The organism is Pseudoalteromonas rubra, from assembly GCF_005887115.1.
Lineage (GTDB): Bacteria > Pseudomonadota > Gammaproteobacteria > Enterobacterales > Alteromonadaceae > Pseudoalteromonas > Pseudoalteromonas rubra_F.
The window spans coordinates 70,049-95,084 of the sequence record NZ_PNCJ01000004.1 but is presented as its reverse complement, the minus strand read 5'-3'; the positions used below and the strand labels follow the sequence as shown (position 1 = coordinate 95,084).

At 46.6% G+C, this 25,036-nt stretch carries 18 protein-coding genes and 1 riboswitch; of the genes, 7 read left to right on the top strand and 11 right to left on the bottom strand.

Features of this window, described 5'->3' with window-relative positions; genetic code table 11:
* Window positions 1-243 precede the first annotated feature (243 nt).
* From CWB98_RS01045 to CWB98_RS01015, 7 genes are all read right to left on the bottom strand, one after another.
* On the bottom strand, window positions 244-1,599 hold the full coding sequence (locus tag CWB98_RS01045; protein WP_138543136.1) for a trypsin-like serine protease: 1,356 nt from the start codon (window positions 1,597-1,599) through the stop codon (window positions 244-246).
* 452 nt (window positions 1,600-2,051) lie between these two features.
* Window positions 2,052-3,383: a sensor histidine kinase gene (locus tag CWB98_RS01040; RefSeq protein ID WP_138543135.1), complete on the bottom strand. Its 1,332-nt coding sequence runs from the start codon at window positions 3,381-3,383 to the stop codon at window positions 2,052-2,054.
* Window positions 3,383-4,768, bottom strand: a complete 1,386-nt coding sequence (locus CWB98_RS01035) for a sigma-54-dependent transcriptional regulator (protein ID WP_138543134.1) — start codon at window positions 4,766-4,768, stop codon at window positions 3,383-3,385. Before CWB98_RS01035 ends, CWB98_RS01040 begins: the two co-directional genes overlap by 1 nt.
* Before the next feature lie 32 nt (window positions 4,769-4,800).
* Window positions 4,801-7,224 (bottom strand): ABC transporter permease, encoded by a 2,424-nt coding sequence (locus CWB98_RS01030; RefSeq protein ID WP_138543133.1) that lies wholly within the window; start codon window positions 7,222-7,224, stop codon window positions 4,801-4,803.
* Window positions 7,224-7,961: an ABC transporter ATP-binding protein gene (locus CWB98_RS01025; RefSeq protein ID WP_138543132.1), complete on the bottom strand. Its 738-nt coding sequence runs from the start codon at window positions 7,959-7,961 to the stop codon at window positions 7,224-7,226. Before CWB98_RS01025 ends, CWB98_RS01030 begins: the two co-directional genes overlap by 1 nt.
* A 112-nt stretch (window positions 7,962-8,073) precedes the next feature.
* The gene (locus CWB98_RS01020) at window positions 8,074-9,330 is read right to left on the bottom strand and encodes an efflux RND transporter periplasmic adaptor subunit (RefSeq protein WP_138543131.1); all 1,257 of its coding nucleotides are present in this window, start codon (window positions 9,328-9,330) and stop codon (window positions 8,074-8,076) included.
* A gap of 249 nt (window positions 9,331-9,579) precedes the next feature.
* Complete coding sequence (locus CWB98_RS01015; RefSeq protein ID WP_138543130.1) at window positions 9,580-9,981, bottom strand: hypothetical protein; 402 nt, start codon at window positions 9,979-9,981, stop codon at window positions 9,580-9,582.
* Window positions 9,982-10,478: 497 nt separating this feature from the next.
* Here CWB98_RS01015 and CWB98_RS01010 point away from each other — a divergent pair, with 497 nt between their 5' ends.
* From CWB98_RS01010 to CWB98_RS00990, 5 genes are all read left to right on the top strand, one after another.
* A complete protein-coding gene (locus CWB98_RS01010) occupies window positions 10,479-11,327 on the top strand; it encodes a hypothetical protein (protein ID WP_138543129.1) in 849 nt (282 codons plus the stop codon).
* A gap of 536 nt (window positions 11,328-11,863) precedes the next feature.
* Window positions 11,864-12,349 carry a hypothetical protein gene (locus CWB98_RS01005; RefSeq protein WP_138543128.1) on the top strand — a complete coding sequence of 162 codons (486 nt, stop codon included), beginning with the start codon at window positions 11,864-11,866 and terminating at the stop codon, window positions 12,347-12,349.
* 106 nt (window positions 12,350-12,455) lie between these two features.
* Window positions 12,456-13,427 carry a transposase gene (locus tag CWB98_RS01000; RefSeq protein ID WP_138543127.1) on the top strand — a complete coding sequence of 324 codons (972 nt, stop codon included), beginning with the start codon at window positions 12,456-12,458 and terminating at the stop codon, window positions 13,425-13,427.
* Window positions 13,428-13,884: 457 nt separating this feature from the next.
* Entirely contained in the window at window positions 13,885-14,514 is a 630-nt protein-coding gene (locus tag CWB98_RS00995) for a hypothetical protein (protein ID WP_138543126.1), read from the top strand.
* 129 nt (window positions 14,515-14,643) lie between these two features.
* Window positions 14,644-14,958, top strand: a complete 315-nt coding sequence (locus CWB98_RS00990; RefSeq protein WP_138543125.1) for a hypothetical protein — start codon at window positions 14,644-14,646, stop codon at window positions 14,956-14,958.
* 403 nt (window positions 14,959-15,361) lie between these two features.
* Here the strand turns inward: CWB98_RS00990 and CWB98_RS00985 are convergent, their stop codons facing one another.
* Window positions 15,362-16,036, bottom strand: a complete 675-nt coding sequence (locus tag CWB98_RS00985) for a hypothetical protein (protein WP_138543124.1) — start codon at window positions 16,034-16,036, stop codon at window positions 15,362-15,364.
* Window positions 16,037-16,374: 338 nt separating this feature from the next.
* On the opposite strand from CWB98_RS00985, the gene CWB98_RS00980 reads away from it, so the two are divergent.
* Entirely contained in the window at window positions 16,375-16,746 is a 372-nt protein-coding gene (locus tag CWB98_RS00980; RefSeq protein ID WP_138543123.1) for a hypothetical protein, read from the top strand.
* On the opposite strand, the gene CWB98_RS00975 is transcribed toward CWB98_RS00980, so the two are convergent.
* The 3 genes from CWB98_RS00975 to CWB98_RS00965 all read right to left on the bottom strand — a co-directional run bounded on the left by CWB98_RS00975 (window position 16,743) and on the right by CWB98_RS00965 (window position 22,533).
* A complete protein-coding gene (locus tag CWB98_RS00975; RefSeq protein ID WP_138543122.1) occupies window positions 16,743-17,528 on the bottom strand; it encodes a class I SAM-dependent methyltransferase in 786 nt (261 codons plus the stop codon). The two genes, CWB98_RS00980 and CWB98_RS00975, sit on opposite strands and share 4 nt — an antisense overlap.
* Window positions 17,529-17,713: 185 nt before the next feature.
* Entirely contained in the window at window positions 17,714-21,418 is a 3,705-nt protein-coding gene (locus CWB98_RS00970; protein ID WP_138543121.1) for a hypothetical protein, read from the bottom strand.
* Window positions 21,419-21,816: 398 nt separating this feature from the next.
* Window positions 21,817-22,533: an SIMPL domain-containing protein gene (locus CWB98_RS00965; RefSeq protein ID WP_138543120.1), complete on the bottom strand. Its 717-nt coding sequence runs from the start codon at window positions 22,531-22,533 to the stop codon at window positions 21,817-21,819.
* A gap of 382 nt (window positions 22,534-22,915) precedes the next feature.
* A riboswitch (cyclic di-GMP riboswitch) is annotated at window positions 22,916-22,998 on the top strand.
* Between the two features lie 227 nt (window positions 22,999-23,225).
* On the opposite strand from CWB98_RS00965, the gene CWB98_RS00960 reads away from it, so the two are divergent.
* Entirely contained in the window at window positions 23,226-25,025 is a 1,800-nt protein-coding gene (locus CWB98_RS00960) for a cellulose binding domain-containing protein (protein ID WP_138543119.1), read from the top strand.
* Window positions 25,026-25,036 lie beyond the last annotated feature (11 nt).

Genomic DNA, 25,036 nt, shown 5'->3' with positions numbered 1-25,036 from the left:
ATACTGACGGCGGTGATACTGGCGGCGGTGATACTGGCGGCGGTGGTACTGACGGCGGTGGTACTGACGGCGGTTCGGGAGACAAAGATACAGTACCTGCTGAAAAGAGTCAGTGGGAAGCTGCCAGCTGGGACACGCTACAGTGGCAATAACGCAGCAACTTTAGGAAAAGATATGGGCTGTTAACAGCCCATATCTTAGCCAAGTCAAAGCAGCCCTGGCTGCTCTTATTGGTGTTACCGTTTAACGGGTACAACCGCTGTCGACGCCAATTTGCTTCCAGACACCCCAGGTACCCGACTCGCTTGGCACATCACCACGCGTCCACCAGCGTGCTTCATACTTAAAGCCCTGATACGTCACCTGATCTGGCTTATCGTACACTTTGCTTGCATCCCAGTTGCCCGGACAACCCGTATCACCACCTGACGTGACTGTTGCAGTCGCTTTTGCACTGTAGTTCACCTGACTTTCTTCTAGTGTAAAGTTCAGCGCCACACCCGCAGTACCGCTTCGGCTTGCACCAAATTCAACACCAACCTGACAACTCTGGTTTGCCGTCAAGGTGCTCGCGCTACAAGTATTAACCGGATTAACCAGACCAGATGTCACACCGCTGGTGGTCAGATTGACCGACTTAAAGCTAAATGGCGTATTGCCTGAATTGGTGATAGTGAAGGTATGGGCTTTGGTTTCTCCGACTTTAAAGCCTGTCAGAGTATCGTTTGCCTTGAATGACACTGATACTGGCTCAGCACCGTCTTTCACGCTGTCTACCCAGCTACGCAGCGCCGCAACATCTGCGTACACGCCATATTTTTCCGGGCGGGCACAGCCGACACCCCAGCTGACAATCCCCAGCTGAACAACCTGGCCACCGGAGTTCGCAACAATAGGGCCGCCACTGTCACCGCTACACGAATCTTTCTGACCCTGAGGGTAGCCTGCACAGAATGCCACACTGCCGACATTCTGATAGGCACCGCCGGACTGACGACATACCTGATCTGAAACAAGTGGCACGTCTACTTCGTACAGGTTAGTTGGACGGCTGCCGCCCTCACTCAGACGACCAAGGCCCGCGACAGAGATTAAATCGCCAACCCGCACGTATTGCTCAACATTCCCCTGAGCTAACGCAACAGCGCTACCCTGAGTTGGTGTGCGAACCAGCTTAAGTAACGCAACATCATGGTTCAGCGTGCTGCTGTTATATTGAGGGTGTACGTATTTTTCCGCCACGGCAATGCGGTCACCATCATTGCCACCCAGTAAAAAGCCCGCGACCTTAACATTCAAAAAGCGCGCTGACTTGTTGTTAACGCAGTGCGCAGCGGTCAATACATAACCATCACCCACATAACTGCCGCCACAAAACGCGGTGGTCCCGTTAGAATTGAGGATTTGGGTATAGAATGGCCAGTCTGCGGTGTTAGCTGGTTGGCCACCGACAATTTCAGGCTCATAGTATTCAGGGCTTATGTTATTAAGTAAGTGGTCACCGACACTGGCCGGCTGAGCAATAGCTGCGGCACTCAGACCCAGCCCCAGCGAAACAGACAACGCTGTCATTGAGAGTGTATTTTTAACCTTTAACATGTGTATACCTTTGTATTTCCTTTATTGGGAACCGAAAAATATAAACATAAAATTTACAGTTGTAAATACAAAACAACTAATAACAGCTCAATTTTTATTTTCACTCAATGCCTGAAGCGCCAGCCTCCGACATTTTTATAAGAGCCTGGTGTTTGCACAAATAGCCTGATGAATTTCACAGCAAACGCACAGCAGCAAAACATAGTATGCAGGAGCTGGCATTCCGAGTTATACCCATATTAATTGCACACTCAGCCGTCATACCGGCCTTGAGCCGGTATCTACTCCACAGTAATGACCAGGCACCTTGCATAGGCTGCTGTACAGCGGCTTAGCACTTGGCGCGGATGTCAATCAAAGCGCTCTCTGATTTACCATAGTAACAACGCAAACCGCAGCCATCGCGATTCTCAATGATCAGAGTGTACACACAGCCAAACTGCTGACCTGCTTCAATGCTCATAATAAGGAAAAAACAGCCTGACCCGGGCGCCCGGACCACCCGGGTTATTATCCAGTTTAATGCTGCCACCGTGAGAAAACATGATCTGTCGGCATAAAGCCAGCCCGATGCCACTGCCCTGTGCTTTGGTCGTGTAAAACGGCACAAACACATTTTCCGGATTTGAGATCCCTGTCCCGTTATCAACCATAGTCAGGACCAGCTGGTTCATTTGAGTGGACGAGGAAAAGGCGATTTCGGGGTGCTGATCAGACGGTACTGCTTCCTGCGCATTCTTGGTGAGGTTAAGTAAGATCTGTTCGAACTGTTGTTTATCAGCCATCACAGTAGCCGACTCATCGACCGCAAACCGCCAGTGGATCTCTGGATAAAGCGCTTCCAGCGTCTGGGTGACCAAACCCAACTTAAGTGGGATTTTATTAGGCTGAGGTAAGTGGGTCAGGCGGGTATAGCCTTCAAGGAAAGTGCTGAGTGAGCTTGCCCGCTCGCTGATGATCCCCACCCCCTGACGCAGGCTTTGTGCAGACGGCAACTTATCTTGCTGAGTCAGCCGTTTGTTGAGCTGCTGGGCAATGGTACTGATCGGGGTCAAAGAGTTATTTACCTCGTGACTTAACACCCGCAGTAACCCCTGCCAGGCGGTACGCTCTTTTTCCATCAGCAAACGCTCAGCATTACTGATAATTAAAAACTGATGGGTTTTGCCATCGCTGATAAATCGCTCTCGCAGTACCAGGTATTCACCACTGAGCTGGCCATCATCCAGTGTCACTATTTTGCCCTCACAGGCCATCAGCTGCTGGCCCAGTTTACTGCTGGTGAGTTTCAGCGGATGCTCGGCACTGGGCTTATGCGTTAAGAGTACCGCCTGAGCTGGCTGATTGGCCATAATCACGCGCTCATGCTCATCTAGCACCAGAACCATGGCATCCATCTGGTCGATAAATTTATCCAAGAGCAGGCGGGACTCCAACGCCATGGCCTTATGATGACTCAGGCTATCTGCCAGCAGATTCACCTGGCTCAGCAACTCAGACATTGCCCTGTCACCGCTTACCCGACCCCGTAACGAATAGTCGCCAACGGTCATCGCCTCAATCAGGTTTGTCAGGGTTCTGAGTTGATGCGCCAGTAAGACTTTACTCGCCACGACCAGATAGCAAAATAGCAAGCCAAATACAGTGGCAATAAACACCACTAAGTAACTATTCCAGCCCGCCATATGCAAACCCGTAATCATCAGCAGATAACACGGCAGACACACGGCAATGATCAGGCGTTGCAGGCGGGTCAGTCCAAACCTGGGTTCTTCAGGCACCATTACTCTGCCATCCCAAATTTTGCCAGTCGACGGTAATATCCACTGCGACTCAGCCCAAGTGAACGGGCCGTTTCACTGGCATTACCTTTATGATGGCGCAGTCGCTGACGCAGTACGGCTTGCTCGATTTCATCCAGCGTCAGGTTTGGGTTATCAATGCTCTGCACCTGCTCTTCACCTGTCGCAGCAATGGCCAGATCTTCAGGCATGATCAAAGCAGAATGACAGACAAACAAGGCTCTTTCCAGCACATGACGCAGCTCCCGAATATTACCGGGCCAGTCATAATTATGCAGTGCAGCTGCCGCTTCCTGACTCAGTGTTGGCTCAGGTTTATTGTATTTAGCCGCAAACTGCGCCAAAAAGTAGTCGCTCAGCGGTGCGATATCATCCGCTCTTTCTCTGAGAGAAGGCACTCTGAGTTCAACGGTATTAAGCCGGTAGTACAGATCCTGACGAAACGTCCCCGCCTGAATGTGCGCAGGTAAATCGCCATTGGTGGCTGAGATCAGGCGCACATCAGCAACCTGAGACTGACTGCTGCCAACGGCCTCAAACTTACGCTCCTCCAGCACACTCAGTAGTTTGGCCTGCTGTGACAGCGGTATATTGGCTATCTCATCGAGAAATAAGGTGCCATGGCGGGCCATTTCGAAACGCCCGGCCCGCGCAGCCTTAGCATCGGTGAATGCCCCTTTGACATGGCCAAACATCTCGCTTTCAAACAGGCTTTCAACAATGGCGCCCATATTTGCCGTAACAAAAGCTTGCTCAGCACGCGCGGAGCATAGATGCACATAGGCTGCCAGCATGCTTTTTCCGGTACCGTTATCGCCTGTGAGCAAGATATTCATGTCGCTTTGCGCCAGCTGTTCAAGCTGTGTCAAAAGCTGTTGCATCGCCTGAGAGTGCGCCACGATTTCATTGCGAGCTTGCGGATGAGCCGCCTGTTGCAACAGGCGGTTTTGTTGTTTAAGACGCTCATTCAGCCCTTGCGACTGCGCCAGCGTGATATGTGTTTCCAGTGTATGTAGCAAACGCTCGTTGTCCCAGGGCTTTTGCACAAAATCCTGAGCACCACTGCGCATCGCATCCACCGCCAGCTCTATGGTCGCCCAGCCGGTCATCATAACAATCGGCAGCCGGCTATCCAACTCTCTGAGCTCAGAGATCAAGGCCAGTCCCTCCTGGCCTGAAGTCGTATCCTTACCAAAATTCATGTCCAGCAAAGCGCAGTCAAACGACTGCACTTTGACTTTCTCTAATGCGGCCTGAGCAGTGGTGACACAGCTCACCTCGTACCCTTCGTCCTGCAACAAAAAAGATAAGCCCGCAATGACGTTCATATCATCATCGGCCACCAGAATATGCCGTTTTATGCTCATGCCGTATTTATACTTCCTTCATTTTAAAGCCGCTATTCATAACGCAGCGCTGAACTCGGTTCAAGTTTTATCGCCCTGCTGATGGGCATATAAACTGCCAGCAGCACCACCAAAGTCAATGCAATGCTCACTAAACAAGCCATCACAAAATAGGCACTGACCGGAAACAGGCCTTCGGTGAAACTTTGAAATCCCATCGCAATCACGCTAAACAGAAGCAACGCCAGCCCCAGGCCAATCACCAATTGCGTCGCTCCCTGGCGCATAAACAGCGCAATAATAGTGCGATCACGAGCCCCCACAGCCCGGCGAATACCGATTTCGTGCGTCCGCTGTGCCACGGCGTTAGCAGTCAGGCCATAGATACCAATCACCGCCAGGGCCAGTGCAAAAGCGCCCGTTGCGAAGGTCAGGTGAGAAATAAACCTCATTGACTCACGCATCTTGTCACGGTTTTTAATCGCTGGCATCACGGTTTGTTTCACGTCCAGGTTAGGCGCCGTGTTGTACATGGCACGGTAGAAAATCTGTTCCGCGTTTGTGGTGCCGGGCAAGATACGATAGGAAAGCTTCTGAAGCGTTTGCACAAACTGGCTACCACTGAGATAGATTTCATCGGCAGAGTCTAATCTTCCAAACAGGGATTTTGGATTCATCAGGTTTGATACCACGCCAACAACGTACACCTGTTCACGATGACCTTCGATCTCCATCACAAAATGCTGCTCCAGTGCCGACTCTCCTGGCCAGTACCTCTGGGCCATTGAGTCACTGATGATCACCACCTTGCGTTTGTCCATCGTGTCGGCCCGGTTAAACAATCGCCCTTCAAGTAAGCGAACCCCTGTGGTCTGAAAATCACCAATCATCGAGATGGTATCTATCTCTGTGCCTGTTTGCTCTTGGTTATATTCCTGATGTCCAAAGTGCACCTTTCTCGGTCCCAGCCACTGCGCAACCGATACATGCGTGACGGCACTGTAGCTTTGCACTTCGTCCATTAATGCATAGGTCAGATTCAGACGTTGCTGCGCGCTTGGATAGGTCCGTTCAGGCGTACTATAGCGAGTGCTCATCACGTTCTGATAGTCATCGCCCAAATCGATATTAACAAACTTGTTGGCGATCAGCGCCGATACAGAGCCGATCAGCATCAGCAGTGCCACCAGAAACACTTGTGTGGTTACTAAAATACGAGATAAACGGCCTGCTTTTCGGCTTTGCGCACCGCGTGTTCCATCTCTGAGAGTGGCATTAATGTCTTGTCGGGTGCTTCGCCAGGCTGGCAAAAAAACAGCCATAAACAAAGTGCCCAGCATGTAAACCAGTGCCATCATCAGGGTTGCGCCATCCAGACCATATTGCCACCAGAATAGTCCGGCGCCAGGTAACCAGGAGCGCAGCCCCACGTTGACATAGTCCAGCAAGGCGCCGACCAGGCAAACGCTTAAGAACGTGCCCAGCACCGTGATCAAAATACCTTCCCACATCAGTTGGCTGATCAAGCGCCCGGAACTGGCACCCAGTGCATTTCGGATGGCAGTTTCTTTTTGCTTTTCCAGTATTCTGGCTAACAGCAGATTACCGACATTAATACAGGCCAGTAGCAATACCACCCAGGAGATCGCGCTCAGAAATAAAAACACCGTAGCGCCTTCGCCTCCGGTCTGAGCCATTTGAAAAGTCATAATTCGCGCCTGCTTTTGTACAGCTTCCATGCCATAGCTTTGCTGATTTTGCAGCTGTAGTGAGCGCAACACCTGAGTGATTTCACGCTCGGCGTGCGTAGCCTCTATACCCTCTTTTAGTCGGATATAGACATTGAACTGCTCACTGATCGGAGCCTGCGCATCAAAGACCGTATCCTGTAAAGGTAACCAGATACGGGCAATATGCGGAAAACGGTAGCCTTGTGGCATAATTCCCACAACTTCCGTTTGTACACCGTTTAGTTCAATTGCCTGGCCAAGCAACTGAGGATCACGATTAAACTCATCTGCCCACATTTCTTCGCTGATCACAGCCACAGCCGGGGCACCCGGCAGGCTATCGAGGGCAGTAAAGGTTCTTCCGGCCAGTGGTTTAGTTCGGCTGAATTCAAACATACGAGCCTGAACAGCCGCACCGAAAAAGTTTCGCCCGGCCTCCCCTTTGCTCATTCGCACATCCTGATCGCGATAAATCCCCATTTCAGAGAATAACGATACCCCCTCTTTCACAGCCTTAAATTCATTGGCTGTGAGCATGTCGAACTCACCGTCGTTATACACAGCTAGACGCAATGCCGTTTCGCCTTCTGGCAAAGGCAAGGGCTTGTAGATAGTGGTATACAAAAATGAGAAAGTGAACAGTGCTATCGACAAACCGCCCAGTAATACCCCGAGCGTCATAACGGTAAATTTCGGCGACTTATAAAGCTGTCGCAACGCATATTTTAGATCCAACATCATGGCCATTATAGTGCCTCCAAATCGGCGGTGACCTGAGTTGTCGGGCGTGGCACTTGTGTATTGCGGATGTCACCGACCAGACGACCATCGAACACTTCGAGGCTACGACCGGCACGCTGCGCCGATGCAGGGTCATGCGTGACCATACATATGGTGGCACCTTCACTGTGTAACTTATCAAACAGCGCAAGTACCGCCGTTGCATTCTTTGAATCCAGGTTTCCCGTCGGCTCATCAGCCAGAATAATGGCAGGATCATTTACCAGAGCTCTGGCGACGGCAACGCGCTGCTGCTGACCACCCGACAGCTGTGACGGGAAGTGTGTTGTGCGGTGACCCATCTCGACTTTCTGCAGCACTTCCTGCGCTTTTGCCTGCATCACTTTGCGGCTGATACCAGATTGATAACTCAGTGGCAGCATCACGTTCTCTTCTACCGTCAGATCTGAGATCAGGTTGAACGACTGAAAGACAAATCCAATTTGTTTACTGCGGATGGCTGCGCGCTGATCGCGCGAGAGCACAGACACGTCTTGGTCGCCCAGCATGTAGCGCCCCTGAGTGGGTGAATCGAGTAAGCCCAGCAAGGAGAGCAGAGTTGACTTGCCGCACCCGGACTGGCCCGTCAGTGAAATATATTCGCCCTTGTTGATACTCAGATTAATGCCATGCAGTGCCTGAGTTTCAATTTCGTCGGTGTAAAAGCTTTTTGTTATATTTTCTAATGTTATGAGTGCGTTCATGAATGACTCCATTTCAGAGCCAACAGGGTGCAGCAAACACCTGCTGTTGGCAAGGTTAAGGCGTAATATGTGTCGCTATCGATAACGACTTTGACTACGTGATATCGCGGGTTTAATTCAGTTTGATCTCGGCATGATCCTGCCAGTCACTGCTGTCAGAAATAATGACTTCATCGCCAGCTTTCAGCCCCGAGACAATCTGCACTTGATTAACTGAGACCTTACCCAGCGCCACCACAGTCTTATGCGCAAAGCGACCTGCCTGATCGATCTTATAGAGTTGTATCTGGCTGGATTTTGGCGCATAAGTTGGACGCCGGACATATAAAGCATTACTCAGATGGCTCACCTGGATCTGTGCATCGACAGTCAGCTCAGGGCGCGCATCTGCAGGTAAATCGCGTGGCAGCGCAACGTCGACCTGTACCATGCCATCCACCACAGCCGGATCGATACGTGTCACAGTGCCTGCTATCTCGCTGTTGCGGGTGTCCAACATGACAGGCTGGCCAGCCTCTATATCCTGAACTCTGACTTCAGGCACTTGCAGCTCGGCATACAAATTCTGTTGCGAGGCGATCAGTGCTATGCTGCCGCCTAGGCTGACTTGCTCGCCCAGTTCTAGTGAAATCTGCTGCACCACTCCTGCTTTGTCGGCACGCACTAGCAGTGCATCGACCTGCTCCTGCATCCGTCTGAGGTTGTTCTCCAACAGACCAAACCGAGCGGTTTGTGCCGCTTTGGTTGCTTCAATTTCGGCACGCATTTTGAGCGCTTTTTGCTTTGCCGCCTGCCATTTTTGCTGTTCACGTTTAACCGCCAGCTGACTTTTTTGATAGTCAAGCTGTGACACCGTGGCATTGCCCTGCTCTATCAGCAGGGTTTCGGCGTCCAGTTTTAGCTTCTCAGCCTGATAACCGAGATCGGCTGATACCACCTGATTGTCGAGCCCCACCAGTTGCGATTCCAGCGCCACGATTTTTGCATTGTTTTCGGCTTTCGCTGCAGCCAGTTCCCAGCGGGCCTGATCAAGTTCTCGCTGTAACTGCGGGTTAGACAATTTAAGCAGCAGCTGCCCCACCTGTACCTCGGCACCGGCTTTAACCAGTACCTGCTCTACCCGACCCGACACCTGCGCCGCCACCCAACGGATCTCGGCAGGCTTTAGTACACCGGCGGCCCGAATATTGACCTGAAAGTCGCCCTGCTCCACCCTGGCCGTCACCACAGTTTCCCTGTCAACAAAATACGACGCATCGCCACTAAACTGTCGTATTCCGTAATACCCCAACGCCAGCGCCAAAACCGGCAGCAGATAACCCAGCTTTTTCCAGCGAGCAGGCTGTTTAAGATCTCTTTGTATGTCCATTTTGCCTCTGTGCTTCGAAATGTGTTTGCTACAGAGATTACAAGCTACGTGCCAGAATAAGACACCGCTTAAGATGTTGTTTTATAATAACTTTTAATTTTCATCACTCAGAATTAATAAAGAGGTGTGTCGATTTTGAGACAGGTGAAACTATGAGGTGTGCCACAAGTGAGACAGGTGTCAAATGAAAAGGTGTAAGGAGGCGAAACGAAGTAGGCCTTCGTTTCTATTGTGCTGATGCAAGCATAACTAGTTATATAAACTTGCAAACCTGCAGCTTTTGCCTTCACACACCTCTTTCATTGCTTTTTTGCAGTGAGGTGCTACGTCTTTGGGATAGTCAATTTCCGCATTTTTCATCGCGAGCACACTAAGCACCCCAACTTGACCATCATAGGTAGCAGGCAAGTTCACACCGATCGGGCTACCACCCAAATATTTGTGCGCCCAGTCGGGCACCCTTATGATCATGTCCCCTGTCAATTCCAGATCCTGCTCTAAGAAATCACGATTATTTGGAATTAATGAAGGTCTGCTATTTACTGTGTAATCCACGGAAATCCGAAACGCATAACCTGCATCTACAAAGTAGGTCTCGGATGCCTCAAGAGGTTTCTTATATAAATTCAAGGCCTGTAGCTCCTTATCCATGAAGCCGCCTCTCGCGATTTCTCCCTTATTTAAGCCAATATAGCACTTGCTTTCATCAAGCAAGGACCTAAAAACGACACAGATAACACTGGGTGTCTTTGTTTGTGTGTTTTGTGTCCTATAGCAAGTGCGTCGTTTTTGTCCATGTTTTGGTGCTGCCTAATACGCGAAACAAGCTGTGGGCTTACGATTAACGCTCGGTGTTTGTAACTGCTAGAGAGCCTCTTCCAATAATTGGACGTAACACATGCCTCAAATACGATGGTTGAAAGTGACTGAGTTGCAATCAAAGATGTAAATGCTCGCGTGTCATTTCTGCATTCGAACGCAGCTGATTGTTTGCGTACACGCAAACCTGCAAAACATCTTTTGCCAAATCAACACCGATCACTGTAGTATTGCTCATAACTGTATGACTCCAATCATAAAAGCTAGCTAGTAATAAGCATAGCAGGAAGGAGGGAGTCTAATTATCTGTTAGCCCTCAAGGAGAAATCATGCCCGATCCATTAACCATTGCTGGAGCTGGACTAGCTGTACTCGGCTCCAAGGATGTTTTAACCAAAATCTTAGGGCCGTCTGCTGATTATGTTGGAGGAGAGCTGGCTGGATTTATAAAAAAATGCAATATAAATTTAGATGGAATTTTTGCAAAGGCTGAAAAAAAGTTAGGAAGTCGAATTGATTCTAAGGGCGGAGTAAATCCAAGGGTTCTTCGCCATATACTTGATGATGGCAGGTTTTGTGAGGAAGACATTACAGCAGAATACTACGGAGGATTGTTGGCAGGTTCCCGCGAAGAAAATAGCGAAAATGATTACTGTCTCCCTTTTCTTTCAAAAGTTAAAGAAATGCCTACGCATCAACTACGACTTCATTTTTCATTCTATTATGAGGTATTACGGCTACATAAAGCTAAAGGAGTTAACCTTGGACATTGGTATCAAAGTGGCAATGTTGGCTTGGTTTTAACTTTACCATTTATACATGAAATCTTTCCTCACGAAGAACAGTTGCAATCATGGGAGTTAATGGTCAGTGCAATAGTAGGGTTACACTCTTTAGGACTTATAAGTAATAATTTTGCTTATGGTGAACCTAGTGATCTTAGGCGAGCACATCCTCATGCACACATGTTTGGTGCTTATGTTGAGCCAAGCTTAATAGGAGCTGAGTTGTTCTTATGGGCTCTAGGTGCGAGCGACCCCAACGCACACAGGTTCTTTGAATTGGACATTAATAAAGTCGATAAGCCTATTGATATTCCAGAGGGTGCTATTGCTATGCACTCACTTGACGATATAGAGAAAGATAGTAACTCAATATTTTCATCTATAAACAAGTAACAACGCAGACGTATATGGACGCTCCAGCGATGTCAAGCCGAGTAGGCCCGCAAGATAGCGCGTTGTCGTATCTTGTTCGTTATTTTACCTGCTTTGTCATGCCTGATATTTGGTCCTGTCCGCTATAAATGTGTTGCTCTGACATATATCGGGCTTAACTGGTTTACTGGGTGTCTGTGTTTTGTTGTTTGCGACCTGATGTGGTTGCCTGACAAATGAACATAACAGATAGGCGACTCTGCCAATGCAATATGCAAGGGGGAGCAAGCCATGCTGTGTGGAAATCACAACACCTTGCCAAATAGGGAAAAAATGGGTCTAATAATACGCATAAATAACGTTGTTCAGGCAGGGAATGAGTCAGGTTGTAACGGTTTAAGTCACAAACGGTTCAGAACAGAAGTTACTCATCAAAAGCAAATCCCCATAGCATAAACCACACCAGCCGGATACGGCGTGCAGGTAGCGGCCCAGTTCAACAAGCAATTATGCGTACTGCGTACGCATAAACACTAAAGCGTTAGGTATAAAAAAGTATGGGTGCATCCGAATACATTGCACTAGCATCAATGCTAGTTGCTACGATAGCTTTAGGAGCGACATTTTACCAAGCTCATTTATCTAAAGAACATAATAAGCTTTCAGTTGCTCCTCACCTTATTGTCCATAGGCATACTGTGGATGATAACTGTAAGTTTATTCTAGAAAACAATGGTCTAGGTCCAGCTGTGATTAAAGAGTTCAAGCTAGTTGCATCTGGCAATGAAATCTCTGGTTTTAAAGAAAGCGCCTACGACGAAGCTTTAGGTGCATTGGGTTTAGATGTAGGCCATGTATTTTATCACCCCTCAGAGCATGAGTATATTTCAGCTGGCAAGCAAATTGACTTATATGAGTTGATTATTGAGCAAGGTGAAGACTTAGCTAAAGAGGTAGCAATTATTCGTGAAAACCTTAAATTTAAAATAGTTTATACCTCAATTTATAACGATAAAGACTTCGAGTATTTTGGTAATACGTAATGAACAACGCATGAACAACGCAGACACCCATTCAAAAACTTGTCTACCATGCCTCCGCCATCTATGCTTTTAATATGCTACGGCTCCAAGGATAAGGACGAAGCAAATGCCAATGGCACGGAAAAGCCAGGTCAGTTTAGTTGACACAAAATATTACCATTGCATCTCGCGCTGTGTCAGGCGTGCCTTTTTGTGTGGTGAGGACCCATTAACAGGCCAATCTTATGAGCATCGCCGTGAATGGGTTGAAGAAAAGCTTCTCCTGCTGGGCACCATTTTCTGTATCGATATCTGCGCTTACGCTGTCATGAGCAATCATACCCATATCGTATTATATGTGGATGATAAAAAAGCCAATCGATTGAATGACAAAGCCATCGTCATCCGCTGGCATAAGCTATTTAAGGGAAACTGGCTGACGCACAAATTCATCGAAGGTAACGAACTTAATCCGTCTGAGCGTTTGATGCTTGACGATATTATCGAGAAGTATAGGGAGAGACTTGCGAGTATTAGCTGGTTTATGCGCGTACTGAACGAAGACATTGCTCGCCGAGCCAATAAAGAAGATGGCTGTACAGGCCGGTTCTGGGAGGGCAGATTTAAGTCCCAGGCACTACTCGATGAAGCCGCTCTGGCCGCCTGTATGGCCTATGTTGACCTCAATCCAATCAGAGCCAAAATGGCTAACACACCCGAAACCTCTGACCATACCAGCATCAAAAAACGCATTGAACACGTCCAGAACGGCACGCAACCGAAGAACCTTCTGCGTTTTGCTGGCAACCCCAGACAAAACATGCCCAAAGGATTACCCTTTGAGCTTAAGTACTACATTGAACTCGTAGAACTCACCGGCCGATGCGTTAGTACAGACAAGCGAGGTCACATCTGCGAAACCCAGCCTATTCTCGCTCGGTTACAAATAGAGCCAGAAGACTGGCAAAAACTCACTACACGATTTACCAAAATATTCCCTGGTGCCGTCGGCAGACGGCAGGCAATGACTGAATACTGTGCGCATCTACAAAAAAAGCGACGCCCCAATCTGACTAATTGTGAGCGCTTATTGGGCTAGCATAAGCCTCTATCCGAAGTTTAAATGATGAATGTCACACTCAATCAACGCTTAACCGTTCTACGTGGTTTGCAAAAACTACGGTTTCTGCTGTGGTTCCTTACCCATGAAGCCGCCTCTCGCGATTTCTCCCTTATCTAAGCCTATATAGCACTTGCTTTCATCAACTAAGAAACTAAAAAATAGACAGATAACGCTGGGTGGCTATATTTTGTTCCTTTGTACTGGGTGTCTTTGTTTTTGTTTCCATAACGAGCCCCCAAGTCTCGCTATGAACAAGGCTCGATTTTAACAGAGCCGTTTTGGCTTGAGTAGCTAGTACAATAGTGGTAGGTTATTGTTCTTATTATGAATAAAATAATTTAGCTGTGGATCTGTACGGTTTTAGGAACTGGATCTAACCGGTATTCACGCTAATAAGCTGTTAGATGCTGGTATGGAAATAAGGAATAATTGAATGTTCAGGGTAATTGTATTTTTAGTAATAGTCTTGCTGATATTCGTTTCTATTGGTGGTTTTATCGCAAGTTCAGCTGGATGGTTATCTGATGAACTGGCCGGGTTGTATGACACTCATTTTTCTTTTGTAACTGGTTTGGCATCTGTTGTCGGATTATTGGCATTTGCAAGCTCGAAGAAAATTAGAAGTACCGACTTTGAAGAAGAAGAGCTAGAAAAGCTCCAAAGTCTAATGAAAGCAGCGCAAGATTTAGAAAACGTAAAATCAAATAAGTCGGAAACAGAGCAGCAGCTAATAGATCTCGAAAGAAAGAAGAAGCTAATGGAAATTTCTGTGCAAAAAGCTGGGCTAGTTTTATTTTACAAAAACCAACTCGAACGTTATGAACCTCAGATAGCGAAAAAGATTGAAACTGACCATGAGCTAAATTTAGCGATAAAAGAATCTTTAGAAGCGAGAGCAAGGCTGAAATCTCTTGATCAAGAAATAGATGATGATGAAAATGTTGAATTAATACGTAGTATTCTAAATAAACACAAACAAAAAGATATTCCTTTAAGTAATGATCCAATATTAATGGCGGCGGACTTGGTTACTAAATCTTTAACTAGGTTTATTCGCATCTAACAAGTGCATAAACTCGGATTCGTACTATTGTTGCGCTTTTTGCTATTCCCTTCGGGGCAAAAATCACCCCAGTAGCACTCACCGGTTATGCAAGCGTTGTTATGTTTACATAGATATGGAGTTTCTAAATTGAAAGACGTTGTAATAGATATACTGTTTGCTGGCTTATTAATTGTCCCACTTGTTTTAAACTTTTCTCCAAGCTTGGTTGAAAAGTTGATTTCCATTTTTGATAAATCTATTGCTAAGAGCACTAGCTACCTTCTTTCGTTACCTATTTCTGTGTATTTGATTTATGAGATGTCTACGAAAAACAATTGGGCTGCACAATTAAGCCTATTTGTTGCTTTTGTACTTTTCTTCACAATTTACGCTACTGCTCTATCATGTTTATTTCATCGAGCAGGTAAACATAACAAGCACCTCAACTCCGACAATGTTTAGTTGTCATGGTTTTAGCAAACAACGCAAAAAGCCATGCCAACATATTGCGTATTAGGCGGGCGCTGGGGGATCCCCTCATAATTGAGGCCTCCCGAGCAGGTGTATCAAGCGCACGTATTCACGTATAGCCCAGTGCAGTTGCTTTCCTGCCATAACATAATCGCTTCGTCGCCGGGCCTCTTTGCCAAGCCTAACAGTCGACAGCACAGCTCACCGGGTGATATGAGCCTAATTGAGTATGAAAATTATAAAAAGAATGTGTCTGGTTGGGCTTGATCAGTACATCAAAATTGGGTCGTATAATTCACTTTATAAACGATACAGCTCAGTAATGAATATATTAGAACTTTGAAAGCTCTATAAAAAAGCAAGAGACACAACCCAATGTTAAGGCTCAATCCTATTACTGCAGAGTCACGTATTTTACATATGCATCTGCCTGGCAGTAGTAAAACCCATACACAACCGTTTCCCAATGTGGTTGACATTGAACCCGGTTGTTGTGTGATCCCTTATTCCACCAGTCGAAGTCTCCAAACTTGGCTTTAGCCTTTTTATTCCACTCATTTATCGCGCTGGCACGAAGTTGAGATATCGCAGCATCGAGTTGGTTTTTCCAGATAATACGAGAAGCAGTTCCTGTGAAGTACTCTCTGTTTTCAGAGGAATAAACATCAGCATTAAAACCATGAACGTCATTTGCACCGCTTGAAACCAGCCCAATTGAGGTCATTTTGTTCTGCATCTTCAACGTATTATTTGTCACGTCAGTTTGAAGACCGTAACCGCTCATACTTCCATTCGTGGATTCGATAACAACAGCGGACCAGGGACCTTGTATGCTTGACTTTAGCAAACACTGATTATGCTCAGTCGAGCTACACAACAGTAATTCAGAGTGGACAATATCGCCGCGTAGGTTATGAAAACTAACATCAAACTCACCGTATTCCATGCCCTCTGAATTGCCAGAAACATGCAACTCAAGGCCACTAAACTGCGACTCTTCCGTAGCCATTACACTCCATGCACTTGAAATTGAGAGCAATGCAGATAGTAATACCGATTTTTTATACATTTTAAAACCTCAGCTATTTGTTAGTTAAAAAATTATCATATGGCAAAGCCACGAGATTTAGCTTACGGTTACCCGCGTAACCTTTCGCCTCCCCATCTGGTGACACTCAAGTACTGACAATAAATAACTCAGGTTTGGATATTGTGTTTTTTATTTATCACAACATTACTTCCCCCTCCGTTAAAAACACTGTCTTTCGATGAAAAAATTTAAACCCATAAAAGCCAAGCCAGATTTTATAGTTAGTCGTAGCGCTTCTGATAAAAAGTAATAAAAGTCTCGCGATATGAAGGAGATAGGCTATCCTGAACAATGTTTGAAGGAAGAAAAGGTGACCTATGCAACAAATGCTTAAGCTCTTACTGTCTATTGTAATAGTGGTAATCACCTTTATTGCCTCAGCAACCCTTGCTGGCATGATGGCGGAGTACGCAGGTTGGTGGAAAAAGCCGGTGATTGGCGGCGTTGCGGCAGCTTGCGTGGTGCTTTCAGGGTATATGAGTGCACCCTGGCATAGGCTGTATTATGCCGCTGCCTGGTTGGTGACAGGTGCGGTGGTGGCTGCGGTGATGTCTGACATATTCATGTATGCCGAAGATGCCAATACGTCAGTACCTTTGTATATCACCTATGCCAGTGGTGTCGTTGCCTTACTGTTTTGCTGGGTTTGGGAGCGCACCGCTGTGCGCCAAACCAATGGAGCGAGTTAATTATCGGAGCGCTTGCTTTTACTGGCTTTAATTGAATATAGCATTGGCACCTGCTGACCCTGATACAGCTTGTGGTATCCCAGCTTCGGCACAAACTCCAGCCCCTCAAAGCAATCGTAAGGGCTATAAGGGTGCTCAGCAAAAGACTCAATATTCAGACCAGCACCAATCAGCGCATTGACCACGTCACTGACAGAATGGGTCCAGGTCACTGTGGTGGCTTTAGTTCCATCGCAGTTTTCAGTATAAGTGCCCTCTTGCTCGATATCCGGCGCCCCATCGGGAAAATAAGCATAACCGGCCAGCAAGTCATTGAAAGGATGGAACTCAACCAAGTGGAACACTCCGCCCGCTTTGAGTGCGCTGGTCACAGTATGGGCCCATGCAGTTAAGTCGGGCAACCAGCACAATACGCCATATGAGGTAAACACAATATCAAACTGCTGTGTGTTACTTTGACCAAACTGGATCACATCGCTTTCAATGAATTGCGCTTTAAGGCCCAACGCATCTTTAAGGCTATTCGCCTGCGCGATGGCACTTTCTGACAGGTCTACACCTGTCACCTCAGCGCCCAGTCGGGCCCAGGACAAAGTATCCTGACCAAAGTGACATTGCAGATGCAGTAAAGACTTGCCCTGTACATCCCCCACCTGTGCCAGCTCAACCGGGTTCAATGAACATTGCCCGGCTTTAAACCCGGCAACATCATAAAACTCAGACGCCACGTGTACCTGGGTTCTTTTGTCCCAAGCTGATTTATTAATGCTTAAATAATCCATGATATCAATTAATTGTAAGTGCCTTAGTGACTTTTCAATAACATAGCGCAGGCGTCTGAGTGGTGCAAACCTTTGTGAAAACTCACAACCACAGATAAGAAAAACAGGCCGATGAAGGGCCTGCTGGAAGTGGGGTATATTCGGTGCCACAGCGGTTATAAATGCGTGACACCGGCTTTTAAAGACTAGCGAATTACATGCAGTCCGTTTGCACTGAAGTATATTTGATCTTTATCATAATAAAGCACTTCCCCTTCGTGGTTACTACTTGCAATATTGCGCGACCAAATTGGTAACCCGGTTAACTTGTCTGATGCTCTCAACTGAGCGCCTTCTTCCGATTTGACTAACCGAATTAATGACTGTCGGCAAGACTGCTCCAGACATATCTGTTCGAATATATCACGCTGATACTCACGCCCAATGTTCAGGTAACCCGGATACTTATGGTAGATAATATTGTCACCATTACTGTCGGCCGAGAACGAATATTCTAAAAAGCCATCACGGTAGGTATTTTGGTTGACCTTAACATAGTGAACAACCTCCAATTCAGGGTCGGTGTCGGTATTCATCCATAACGCCGCATAAGTCGGGTCGCTGTGTTGACTGAACACTTTGTCTTTCCAGGAATGAACCAGTTCCATACCGTTGCGGGTAACGCGATATACGCCTGAATCCAGAATATCAAATTTGTTCGGCTCTGTATTATCGGAGTCGGTCTCCTGTAGAGGCTCCCTGCGTTTAACAAACACCAAGCCATTACTATTAAAGTCAGGATGCGGCGTCAAATGCGTTATACCTGAGCCATGATGATATCGGTGAACCTGCTTACTATTGTTATCAATAAGCAGGAAATTATGCACGCCAGGCTCTGCAATTATGTCTATGTCCTGATAACTACCAGTAATTCGCCTGATACTTTTGAACGTATCAAGATCGCAAGCGTTGATAGAACAAATACCCGAGTGCACGACGTTATCGTCAACACCATACAAAGTATAAGTATCATCAGATGAATCTAGCTTGTAATACGAGCCGTCGTCACGATATATAACCTGTGACCACCCTTTTTTCCGACTATTAGGCCTAATATTACCTTGTGCGTCCAGCTCGGTATAATACCAGCCGCTTATGTATTCATCACGGTCAGTAACCACTCTAGTGGCTCCATTGTCAGCCGGTAGTACAGTAAGAACCGGTGCTATACTTATCGCTTCGCTGCGATATTTAGGCGTCACCAAACCTTGCTCTACAGCGACTGCTACATAAACAATATCGTGCGCAGTAAAACGATAACCCGTTTCATAATGCTCACCCAGTTTGCTATACAGCTCGTCCAAAGTAGACAGAGTATGCTTATAGACCCACTCCTGTTTACCGTCGTTATCCAGGTCGGCTCGCCCAACTAATGCTGAATGTTCTGGGTTAAGCTGAATATCCAACCCATTAGAAAACTCCAAAAGTGAGGTAACAAACTGACTTTCCTGCAAGTTTATACTCAGCGTTTTCATCGCGGAATCTGACTTAAAAATGAGCGAGTTGTTATTTACTGTAAACGGAACATATTCAAAACCAGCCAGCTCTGAATATCCGTCAGTAATATGCTCTAACACCATGGTTTCACCATCGTAAGTATGCCAGCCAAGCGATGTGTTATCCGTATCACCCACGTAGGAAAGAATCCCCTCACATTGGCCATCACCATCTAAGTCAATCATATTGACGATAGCATCATCAAAATATGAGCCTTTATTTAACACAGATCCGCGCACTGCCTTGAGCTGTTTATCAACATAGCTAATTAGATTGAGCTGAACGCTTCTTGAGTTTGATACCGTTTGCAACAACTCTGCAGTCCCATCGCCATCTAGATCACATTCCTGCCATTTGCTGTAATATGCACTATCTGCTATTGCTAATAACCGGGCAACACTTCTTTCATAGCTTGAATTATAGAGTTCAACGCCATTTTCAGAATAGGTGTTGACTATCTCCAGTTCACCGTCGTTATCCAGATCGGTAATATACGGAGCAATGCGATGTAGCGAACTTTCCGGGCTAAACACATGTGCATCGTCACTTGAAATCTTAAAGTTTTTCAGTCGACTATAGTTATATTCATGTGCGTATAAATAAACAAGCTCATCTGCGCTGTCGCTATAAGTTACATTCAGTACCTTGCCATTAGTCGGAGTATTGAAAAAATTGCTTTCAACAACCAGGCTCCCATCTTGCAACGTCAAAGAGGTGATACCAGCCTCAAACTCTTCTGAACTTCTTAATAGCATAGCGCGGTTTGCATTAGCAGGGTTTGTCCAGCTAAGCGCTTTAGCGGGTCTATCACCGCTTAAATGATAAAGTGACTCAAGTTGTTTTGGTTTATGCATTAAGGCTATTTTGCCACCAACCAACATCGACGCCTGCGAGTCTGTATCTGTCACCCTGACGTTGTAATAGGCTGTATCCGCAAAGTTAAAAGTATCGGCTTGTTGCCCATCCCAGCTAACAACCCCCATTTCATCGACTGTCATTCCAGCAGGACCAGAGGCCAAAGCAAACTGATAACTACCATTTTCGGCGATGGCAACTTTAGCACGGTAAGGTGTTTGATCAGTTAACTCCGACTCGACGTCAATATTGGCTTCTGTATACAGGCCCATTCCTCCTCCGGTGACATAAATGGTCTCCGAGAACTGGGCACTGTTATTGTGGGTATCTGTTGCTATCAGTGTAACCAGGTATTCACCACCCTGTGCGAACGTATACTCGTTTTCCCACTGATTGTTAGTCTCAGGTTTAGATGCGCCAGGCGCCGTGATCTGCCAGGCCACTTTTGACAGGTTGTAATCTGGCGCGTCAAGCAGGTTGGGACGTAATATGACACGCGTACCCTTTTCAACTACATTTTTAGCATCAAAACGCACCTTAGTGGGGCCTTTGTCAGCAAGCAAAGTCGTTAAGTTAAAATCATCGTTTGCTATTTTTACCCATTTGGCTTGCTCTTCATCACCGTAATAACTATAGTTCTGCGTGCCTTGATAAAATGAAGAGAAGTATTCACCTTGCGACTGCCTGAGTCCAACCCAGGTTTCTTCATCCTTAAAGCTAAAGCGGATCTCGCCACCTTGTTCATCGGTAATGCTTGAATCTGACATGCGACTTACTTTACCAAACTGCGCCAGATAAACATTGTCGTAGCCATCTCTTCCCCCGGCGTAATCCACCCAGGCGAGCTTTTTGCCATCATGGCTGAACACCATACTAACGGTCTCTGAGCTATTGTAATCATTCTCTGTAGAGTAGCCCTGAACCTGGTAGGTTTTATTTTCGGTTTGCTCATGGATTGAAAACCCAGAGATTATTTCTATTGCAAACGTTTCAACATACCCAGCAGCAACATCGGGCCCAATCAAGTGCAATGTGGCTTTGCCATTAGCAACCAAAGGCCCTACTTTGCAGTTTTCATACACAACCTCATAACTAGGCTTGAAAACGGTTTCATTTTCAAACTTAGGGAATGTGGCATTACCTGACTCACACAACTGGTTTTCTTGCAACCAGTGATCCCGAGTATCGTACTGTTGGAAGCGCGGATAGCGCGGAGTAAAACCTTGCGTGTCAGAATTAACAATAAACTGAGTAATATCTCGCCAATAAAGAACATCGTGTGCAATTTGCATGACGTTATCAGGAGCAATTTGTGCGGGTTCTACCTTAGCACCATACAAAGCTTGCAGCTTTTTTTGGGGTGTATCACCACCCGAGTTATCCGATAACGTTTGAAAACCAAGCTCTGACTCTGGTGTCGACGTTGTCGAATCACTCCCACCACCGCATGCGCTCAGCAAGCAGGCCGCTGCCGCTATACCAATCCAGTTCTTATACATCGTTTATTCCAATTTTTAAATTCTCGCATATTGTACTTATATGCGAGACATTTTTAAATCAATGGCTGCTTATAATTCAGCCTTACTGAATAATAAATAGACTATTCAGCACCTACCTTGTGCATCTATCATTGCTTACAGCTGTGATAATTGGGTTGAGTCAAACAGGTATAAGAGGGGGAAACGTAAAGCAGGTTTCTTTCACCAATTAAACAAAGTGCTTTGCTTTTTATGATATCTATTGGAGTTGAGGCTCTTAGCATAGAAATGCCAGAGCAACTCTCATTACGCTCACCTTTCAAGGATGATTCCGAGACAAAAAAGCGAGCTTGTTATCCCAGCGTATTGAGGGCTATCAAGGCCTAATTTCAAATCTGAGAAACAAATTAAAACAGACCTTATGGCGTTAACTTATAGAGAACGTTTATCGTTTTTGATATTTCAATATGTTTAGGCACGAAAAAAGAGCTATCAATGGTTGGCATACCAAAAGCTATGACTCTGTCATTGTCCAGACCAAAGGTCGCAAAAAATGATTTGTATGATCCGGTGTCATTAATCGCGAAAACAGAGTCTAATTTAACATCTAAGCCAAGTGCCATTTTTTTTGCCTTCAATTTTGCGTTTTTGCCCGCAAGGCCAATTAGCTCAATTTCAATCTCTTCTCGATTTGATACATCAAATTCGCTTTTCAGACCCTTTACATTATCCATTTTGCTGATCTCATCAGCAATTTCTGAATAATGTTCTAATTTATCTAACCGGATCTCAAAAACCTGAGTAAACTCGTATCCCAAAATATCCAATTTGCTGTAGCCATTTTTTTCTCGGGCCCGCTTCGTATCCTTTACAAGTTGATGCGCAGTAATATTGTCAGTACTCACGCCATACTTTTTCAACAATGTTAGAAGCATGGCAGTCGTACTATTCAGCTTTTCAAAAGCCATATCTGAACGCTCGGAATAAGTAACAACCTCTACACCTACAATTGCGGTGTCCGGAGCAACTTTACGGGAGCTTTCTCCGGTCACAGTCACAAATGGAAAGTCCGGAATGGGGGAAGACATAGCAGTCCAACTCATCAAAAAGCATCCAATTAGCACTATCGCTCTCACGTTAATCTCCTTAAAATTTAATGTTTCAAAAACAGTGTGCCTGTTATTTTCAAACCAGCACCCAATAAAAACTTTCCCATATCGACACTGACACACAATAAGCGGTTCGACTTTTGAACGATTGTCCACCAATCACAAACAGAAAACATATCACAACCGGACCAAATTTAGGACACATTCCTCTTCATCAGTGCACAATTGAGCCACATTGTGCACATGTCTAAAAATGAGCATAAATCATTAAATTTTAAGGACTTCATAATGACCAAGGACAAATTCCAAGCAGTCTTTCTGCCTTATTTCAGGTGAAATGTGCAAATAATGTGAAAGTTGCGGTTTGGCCTTTGTGGTTATTGCAATTTTGGGCTACCTTCCACAGACAGGCTTAAAATAGCAAACCTTTCGAAAGGAAGGGACGCAAAGCTTCCGGTCTAAGGTGAGTGCTAAGATAGCGGGGTTGCTGAATGCCAACGAGTAAACATGAAGTGTGCATACTGTTGTTTTGTATGCGCACTGCGTAGCATATTGGCATTCACGCCTATGGCACCTGTTGTCATACCGTCTACTTTTAGTCTTTCCTCATCCCCGAGCTTGTCGTTGCGATTTTAACCTGTTCATTCTGGTCGACCGCCTATTCAGCGAAGAACAGCAGGGAAACAACATGTCAGATGACAATGCTCTGGGGAATACTCATGAGACAAGATAGATACAACAAGCAGCGTCGGCTTTTTAAAGTCGGGCTCTGTTTAATGGCTTTAGGACACGCTATGCCAGGCCTGGCAGCGCAGTGCGAGTTCAAGGTAAAAAATGAGTGGCAAAGCGGTTATACCGCAGAAGTCACGGTATATAACGATTCCGACGTTGCCTTAGATGGCTGGATGGTCGGGCTTGAATTTAATCAGGGTGAGTCAATCAACAATGCCTGGCGCGCCCAACTGGGCGGCAGCAACCCCTATCAGTTTGAGAACCTCGGCTGGAACCGAAAGATTAACCCAAACTCGTCAAAGTCGTTTGGTTTTAACGTGCAAAAAGCGGCCGGGCAAACCGCCGTTGCACCTGTCTTCTCTGGCATTTGCGAAAGCAGCGGGCAGGATGACAATAACGAAGTCAGTGTTGCCATTACCGCGTCTGACACCCAGGCCACGGCACCTGCCACCATCCAGTTCAGCAGCGAGCTTGCCAATTCGGCCTCAGACACTGTGAGCTATCTGTGGGATTTTGGTAACGGTCAAAACTCAGATGAAATGAACCCACAGCATACCTTTGAGCAGCCGGGTGATTACCAGGTGTCATTAACCATCAACGACGGCACCAATGACTACCAGGCAGCACCGATTTCGCTCTCGATTGAACAAGCGCAGCCAGAATCGGCACAATGTGTCTTTGAAGTGGAACAGGAGTGGATCTCAGGCTTTCGCGGCAAGGTCACCATCACCAACACCGAAAGCGTGGCCATTTCAGGCTGGAAAGTGCTGATGGAATTTGCCGACAACACTAAACTGACCGGCGTCTGGCATGGCAATCACAGTGGCAATAACCCCTATGAGATTGTGAATGAGAACTACAACGGCACCATTAATCCGGGCCAGAGCTTAAACTTTGGCTTTAATGCCCAAAAGGCGCAGGAAAACGATGCCCCAACTACGCCTTCGCTAGGCGGCTTATGCTCGACAGATGGCACTATTAACCATGCGCCAACGGCCGTTGCATCAGCCTCTGTAACCTCGGGCCAGCGCCCTCTAACAGTGAACTTTGATGGCAGTGGCTCTTCCGACCCCGATGGCGATACCCTGACCTACAGCTGGGATTTTGGCAATGGCAATACATCCAGCGAGCCAAACCCTGCTTATATTTTCGATCAAACCGGTACATTTACGGTTAAATTAACAGTCAATGACGGGGTCAATACCACAGTCAGCCAGCCCATCAGCATTCAGGTCACAGAGCCGGATGTAGCACCCATCACCGGACCATTTGAGTTAAACCCGCAAAGCTCCAGCCTTTATTTTGTCTCCACCAAGAAACAGCACGTGGTTGAAGCACATACCTTCGAAAATCTCAGCGGCAGTATTTCTGAGCAAGGGGCAGCAAGGCTCACTCTGGATCTGGCCAGTGTTAATACGGGCAATGACACCCGGGACGGCAGAATGAAGGAGCACCTGTTTGATACCAGCTTGTTCCCCCATGCCGAAGTGCTGCTCGCCGTTGATTATGCAGCTCTGACAGCCTTACCCATTGGCAGCACTGACAAGCAGACAGTGACCGCCACGCTCAACCTCAAAGGCGTGATAGCTGAAGTGACAGCAGACGTGGCAGTTCGCCGCCTGACGCACACTAAGGTGATGGTGCAAAGCCTTACCCCCGTAGTGCTGGACGCGACAGACTTTGGCTTAGAGCCAGGTATAGAAACACTGAGAACATTGGCGAATTTATCTGTGATCAGTTACGCGGTTCCCGTGAGCTTTAACTTAGTTTTTGAAGCTCAACAATAGGAGGGAAAGAA